Genomic DNA, 6,000 nt, shown 5'->3' with positions numbered 1-6,000 from the left:
AGCTGCCTGTATTCCTGTCCCATCGCAACACCAACTATAACTGATGTTGCACTTGTGGTGTGAGTCTCCGGAATCCATCTCTCAAAGCGCGCGGTCCAAAACAAAAAACGGCTCAGTTTCCAGAGCCAGATTCTTGAATTGCAAATAGTGAGCAATAGTAAAGATCAGACCGACAAAGTGGGAAGCTAAGAACCCCAACCGCGCTCATTCTTTAAGAATATCATCGCATCAAATGCAGCGAGCTTTGCCTGATCCTCATCATGATAGACCCCCTTAGATGATACAGTCATGTTAGTACGCCGATCAGACAACCTTCCTCCCCATGTTCCATCCTGCTTCCTAAAGATAGTAATATTGATTCCATCGACATTCAGATAAGAATTACCCTTAGCAGAAATTCGCCACTTCCTACTCAACCAACGTCGCTTCCGTTGGGCCGAGTTTCGCAGTTGACGTTCACGGCGACGAGGAGCCTCATAATCCTCCTCCATATGCTCGGCACAAACACATCCAACTCCCAAAGTCTCAGGCAAATCAGGATGTTTCATATGGTGGACATAGCGAATCTCTTGAGTTTCGCACATCTCGCAAACAGCATCTGGTGAACCCAAATCTTCCACATTTACACAAGACCACCCCTTGTGTGGCACATTAGGTTCAGACCATTTCCCCTGACCTCTTGCCATTGTTTATTTACCCCGCTGCCTGAGTAAGATCATTCACGCGCCACCCGGCGCGAGACAACGCAGTCCTTTGTGGTTCAGTTATCCGGTCAACATGAACCGCCAAACCCAGCAAATGTTTCGGGCGGCTCATTGCCACATAGAACTGGCGCATAAATTTCTGATTGGGCTTAAAAGCGACCGTCGCGTGAGGGGTAGACCTTAGCGCAGAATTTGGATTAGCTGCACTTGGCAGTTCGCCAGTCAAATAACGAACCATTTCCCCTAGATCGTAACAGTAAAATTTTGTCTCAAGCACAAGAGTAGCGTCGTGGGTCTCCCCCTTAACGCCATGAATTGTAGATAGCTCCACCCTGAACCCTCTTGGGTGCCTGATGGCATTGTCTGGAAGAGATACCAGTCCAACATCAGCGTTTTCTTCCAGATCGTCCGCATCTGCTCCGGCTACTACTGGCTCACTAAATGCCAAATAATCCCTTGCAGGATTGATCGTACTATTAATATTAATATTTACGCATAAGGCAGAGATTGAGTTACTCCAAAATATAGCATCCAGTTCACGGGTTGGATTAAGGCACAAATGGATGAACTCCCTAAAATTCTTCCAACCTCCATTTTGAACCAAGTGCTCACGCAACGTCCTCGTATTAAAGTAAGAATCACTAGGATCGCGAACTCCAGCGTTGCGCAGTAGCCTTAGAAAACAATCAATCAAAAGCTTATAATTTTCCGCCCAATTCAAATGCGAACGCGAACGCTCTCTGCATAGTCGAACAGCTTCGATCAGCGTGTTTTCCCGAAATTTTTTGACTGATTTCGCCTTATTATAATCAGTCCAATAGTGACCTATCGTCAGTTGATCATCTTCGACTGTTTCTTTTCCTACGGCGCCAATGATTTTTACCGTGAAGTCATCCGACCGGATATGTTCATCACTAAATTGCTGAGAAACGACGTCTAGAAAGGTGGGGATTACCTTCGTAATACTCTCATTGTCAAAAATGATAATAGTATTCTCGAATTCGCTCCCGTGCGCGTGCAACAGCTTTCGCTCTTCCAGATGTTTCTCCGAAAGCTCTGATTCCAATTCAATTGAATTAAAACTGAATTTAGCAATTTTTCCTGAAATATTAGCTGAAAATCGATGTGATTTATCGATCACAAAATCCATATCGTCTTCAGTTTTTCCGTTGAAGCTCTCGTTAGGCTCCTCCGAACCAATCCCATGAAATATTGCCTGATCGGGATCACCAAACCTTTGAACGCTTAGATTGGTGTTGTCGGAAGGAAAAATCACACGCAAGAGATCATCTTGAAATTTCTGTGTGTCCTGCATCTCGTCAAGGAACAGACAAGGAAATCGTGAACTAACTGCCTTTGAAAGACCTTGGCTCTGTCTTAAGGCAATTTCTGCTTGGGTATACATGTCCCTGAATAAGTAAAAACCTTGCCCGTCTAAATAGGATTTCAGGCGATTCAAGTCTCTTTTGGCACGCTCTAAATAAGCAGGCCTACTCCACGCCTTTGGTTTTTTACTAATATGGACTTCAGTGTAGCCGTTGACGCAATACCGAAATGTACTTCGAAGGAACCCGTCAATATTTTCTGCTGAACCCAAACCGTTAAGCGTTCCCCGAAGCCAGACGAATTCGTCACGCTCAAGCAGAGTATTTGCGACTTTTACGTACGCATCGTTGTCCACCGTAATGTCTTTTATACCGCGAGAACGAAGAGCTGGTAGAGCAAGAAACCGGTTAACGAACTCCTGAATGGTTCCTATGAAATGCGGATACACAAGAAGGCTTTGCGCTTCGATTATGTTTGATTTCTGAAGGCGGCGAATGATTTCGTCCTTCGCAACATTCGTATGTGAGAGAACACAAATACCACGATCTTGGAACGGCCATTTCTTCGCCAACAACATCAACTTAGCCGCGATTAGCGTAGTTTTACCGCTTCCTGGGCAAGCCTGAACATCAATAGACTGTGATGCCTCTAGCACGCCAATACGATCAGCATCATCAAGAATGAGTTTCTCACCCTCGGCAAAATCAACAATATCCTGTGTAGTTATAAGTCCATCAAGCGGGTTCGACATCTTCCCCCCCGCCGGCTTGCTCCCCTTCACCTAAGGAAGATGTAACATGCTCTATTGCTTCGACAATATATGGGGGTAATTTACCTCTAAGAGTGTGAGCATACGCGGCAACAGCATCCCAAACTGCCTTCTCGACAACAGCCTTATCTTTTTTCTGATCATCATCCAGATCATCAACCGCGGATTTTACTAAATTTTTCCTTTTCTCTTCTAGTATAGAGCTTAGATTGTAGGCGAAATCTGTTTTGGTTCGGCTTATTATTCTTTGAATATATGTTGCCTTCTCATCGCAACTGGCGTCCACTTCACCCACCCCTAGTGCCTCACAGCACTCAGAGAACAATCCATATCTCGCCAAGCAAAATTCAAACGTCCAGCGATCCGATATAAATACTTTTACCCCCTGCCGCTCCAAACTCTTAGAATTATGTTTCTTGTGCTTGGACTTCCTTTCGTCGAACTGCTTTTCACGCTCTTCCGCTTCAGATTTCTCCCAATATTCAAGGTTTCCTCCACGACCACTATCAGCATTTTCTTTCTTCTGAATAAAGCCATAAGGGTTTCCCTCCTCCGAACATTGCGGCCAAAGATCAAGGTCGCGCAGCACCCCTATTCGAGTGGGAATCCAATCCTCTTGCGCATCATCCTTATTCTTCCTAAGGAACAATCGCACGAAACGCTTCCATGATCCGCTATTGTCATATTTAACGATCGAAACCCCAAAGTTCTCTAACGGCCTTCGAAGAAGCTCGGCTATTCTTGGAATCAGAATGTTTTCCGCATCTCCCTCTACAAACAAGAGGCCTTTCGCGAAAAATACGTTCGCCTTGGTTGCATCCAAAAACTTTCTGAGAAAGACATAATCATCCACCTCAAGTTCTGTCTCGTTTGGACGGAGGGACCAAGCTTTACCTCCGCCAAGCAATATGATGTTAGAAGGATCAGCTTTCGACGACAAATTAGGACTGTGCGTGGACAAGATGCACTGGATACCTTCGGTTTTCTTATTTGCTCTAACCTTTCGGGCTATAAAATGAAGCAGTTTCATTTGAAGCTGAGGATGAAGGTGCGCTTCTGGCTCTTCAATCAAAAGCAACGGAAACTCGTTTCCCGCCTCCTGCTCAAGCAAAAGCAATTCAGCCGCCATAAAAAGTAGATTATGATACCCTAGTCCATGTAATTTGCGATCTTCCGTAAGAGCCAAACTGAGGCCTTCGAGAATTGATCGCAGATAGCGGCGCTTAACTACGTCTGTTAACCCCGCCAGTCCCTCCTCTCGCACCCCCGCAATATCAATAAAAACACCAAGTTTTTCCTTATCACTCTCAAAGACAAGGTTATGTAAATAATTATCTCGGATGTTATTTGCTGATTTCTTTAGCGCAAGATCATCGCCAAGGAGTTGCTCATTCGCGGCTGCGACGATACCAAGTATGGTGTCAGTACTCTGACGAATTTCTCGGGAAGAGTTCAATATTTGCGAAAGACGAGAAGCTCGACCCGATGAAAGCTCGGCCTCCGCGTTCCGAAGAGGCTTAAGGTAGGTCGCAGAGAGAAAGTCTCGAATTTCGGCTTCAAGATGAAGACCGTTACCATCGTTGCCAGAACGAATATCCGTTTGAATATAAGGATATCCTCGTCGATCTTTACCTGTCTTTTTTGCACTCAATTGCACGTATAAAACAGGTTTACGCCTCTCCTCTCCCGCTTCGTCTTGGTAGCTTTCATGAGTTAAATGCTCAACGAAACGATGGGCATGCGCCTCTACATTTGCAAACTTGAGTTGAATGGAAAATGTATCCGCAGCATCGCAAAAATCTGTTTCGGTAACAAAAGCTCGCTCGGAAGAACTAGAGCCAAGAACCATTCTGATCGCGTCAATCAGTGCCGTTTTGCCGGAGTTATTCTCGCCGACCAAAACATTGAGCCCCGGGTTTAAGACCAGATTCAAATCTTCAAAGAGCCGAAACCGTTTGATCGAAACTTGCTCTAAATACACTTATTGCCCCTCCCCAAGCCTGTAACCCATCGTTAAGTACATGCTTCTTAATATACTTTAGCAGAACACAAATTACCATCGCAGCACAACCTAAAGTAAAAAAACAAAACCCCGGCCCAATAACTTGAGCCGGGGCACGAAGTGCTCTGGAGGGAGACGGGGCTTTTATCGCGGCCCCTTGGTAAAACCCTGATATCCCTTGGGCGTCAGATCGATCCGATCAATCAGATCGACCTGATCGTCACCTTGCGTTCCGCCTGCGTTTTAAGCCGGTTGCGCAATGCGCGGCCAAACGGGGCGGCCTCGATCTCGAATTCGTCGCCATCCTGCGTTTTGATGCCATCGGCAAAGCTGAGTGTCGCCGTGCCAAAGAAATGCGCATGCACATCGCCCGGGCGGCAGAACAGATCATATTTGAAGTGATGATATTCAAGATTGGCGAGAGAGTGAGACATATTGTCCTCGCCACTCAGGAACGTTTTTTCCCAGATCACCTTGCCATCGCGATAAAGCCGCGACGTGCCTTCAACATGGCTTGGCAGATCACCCAGAAGCAGTTCCGGCCCCATCGCGCAGGCCCGCAATTTCGAATGCGCCAGATAAAGGTAATTCTGGCGTTCCATCACATGGTCGGAAAACTCGTTGCCAATCGCAAAGCCGATGCGCACCGGATTGCCTTCGGGGTCAATCACGTAAATCGCGGCAATTTCGGGTTCCTCGCTGCCATCAAGGGCAAAGGACGGGCTTGGGATATCCGCCCCCGGATTGGCCACGACGGAGCCATCGCCCTTATAGAACCATTCCGGCTGCACGCCCTGTTCGCCCGCCTTCGGCTTGCCGCCCTCGACCCCCATGCGAAACATCTTCATGGAATCCGTTTCATCCGCCGCCTTGTTATCGGCCTTGTGCATGTTGGCCCGTGCGGAGGCAGAGCCTAGGTGGGTAAGGCCCGTTCCGGTGACAAGGAAATGCGCCGGATCGGCATGGGTGATCGGTGGCAACAGACGGCCGGATTTGGCGACCTCGTCATAATCAACGTTGGTGTCGCCCAGGCGGGCCTTTGCCGCCTCGATCATCGTCACCCCTTGCGAAATCGCGATGCTGGCAAGCTCGCGCGTGGAGGCAACCGCCTTAAGCGGGATCAGGGTTTTGGCATCCTCGACCACGGCCACATGCTGCGCGCCGGCGGTATCCTTGTATTGAACCAGTCTCATGAAATC

General features: G+C 47.5%; 4 protein-coding genes. All 4 read right to left on the bottom strand.

What is annotated here, in order from left to right:
• Positions 1-185: 185 nt before the first annotated feature.
• Entirely contained in the window at positions 186-686 is a 501-nt protein-coding gene (locus BC440_RS22365) for a hypothetical protein (RefSeq protein WP_083379316.1), read from the bottom strand.
• 7 nt (positions 687-693) lie between these two features.
• Complete coding sequence (locus BC440_RS08210) at positions 694-2,781, bottom strand: UvrD-helicase domain-containing protein (RefSeq protein ID WP_071239800.1); 2,088 nt, start codon at positions 2,779-2,781, stop codon at positions 694-696.
• On the bottom strand, positions 2,765-4,780 hold the full coding sequence (locus BC440_RS08205) for an AAA family ATPase (protein ID WP_071239799.1): 2,016 nt from the start codon (positions 4,778-4,780) through the stop codon (positions 2,765-2,767). The genes BC440_RS08210 and BC440_RS08205 overlap by 17 nt, the downstream gene beginning before the upstream one ends.
• A 224-nt stretch (positions 4,781-5,004) precedes the next feature.
• A complete protein-coding gene (araD1, locus tag BC440_RS08200) occupies positions 5,005-5,994 on the bottom strand; it encodes an AraD1 family protein (RefSeq protein WP_071239798.1) in 990 nt (329 codons plus the stop codon).
• Between the last annotated feature and the right edge of the window lie 6 nt (positions 5,995-6,000).

The sequence above is a fragment of the Thalassospira sp. MIT1004 genome, assembly GCF_001858545.1.
Classification (GTDB): domain Bacteria; phylum Pseudomonadota; class Alphaproteobacteria; order Rhodospirillales; family Thalassospiraceae; genus Thalassospira; species Thalassospira xiamenensis.
This window is presented reverse-complemented; position numbering and strand designations above follow the sequence as displayed.

Coding starts and splice junctions, on each gene's coding strand:
- BC440_RS08210 (WP_071239800.1), bottom strand. CDS start 2,781: ATGTCGAACCCGCTTGATGGACTTATAACTACACAGGATATTGTTGAT.
- araD1 (WP_071239798.1), bottom strand. CDS start 5,994: ATGAGACTGGTTCAATACAAGGATACCGCCGGCGCGCAGCATGTGGCC.
- BC440_RS22365 (WP_083379316.1), bottom strand. CDS start 686: ATGGCAAGAGGTCAGGGGAAATGGTCTGAACCTAATGTGCCACACAAG.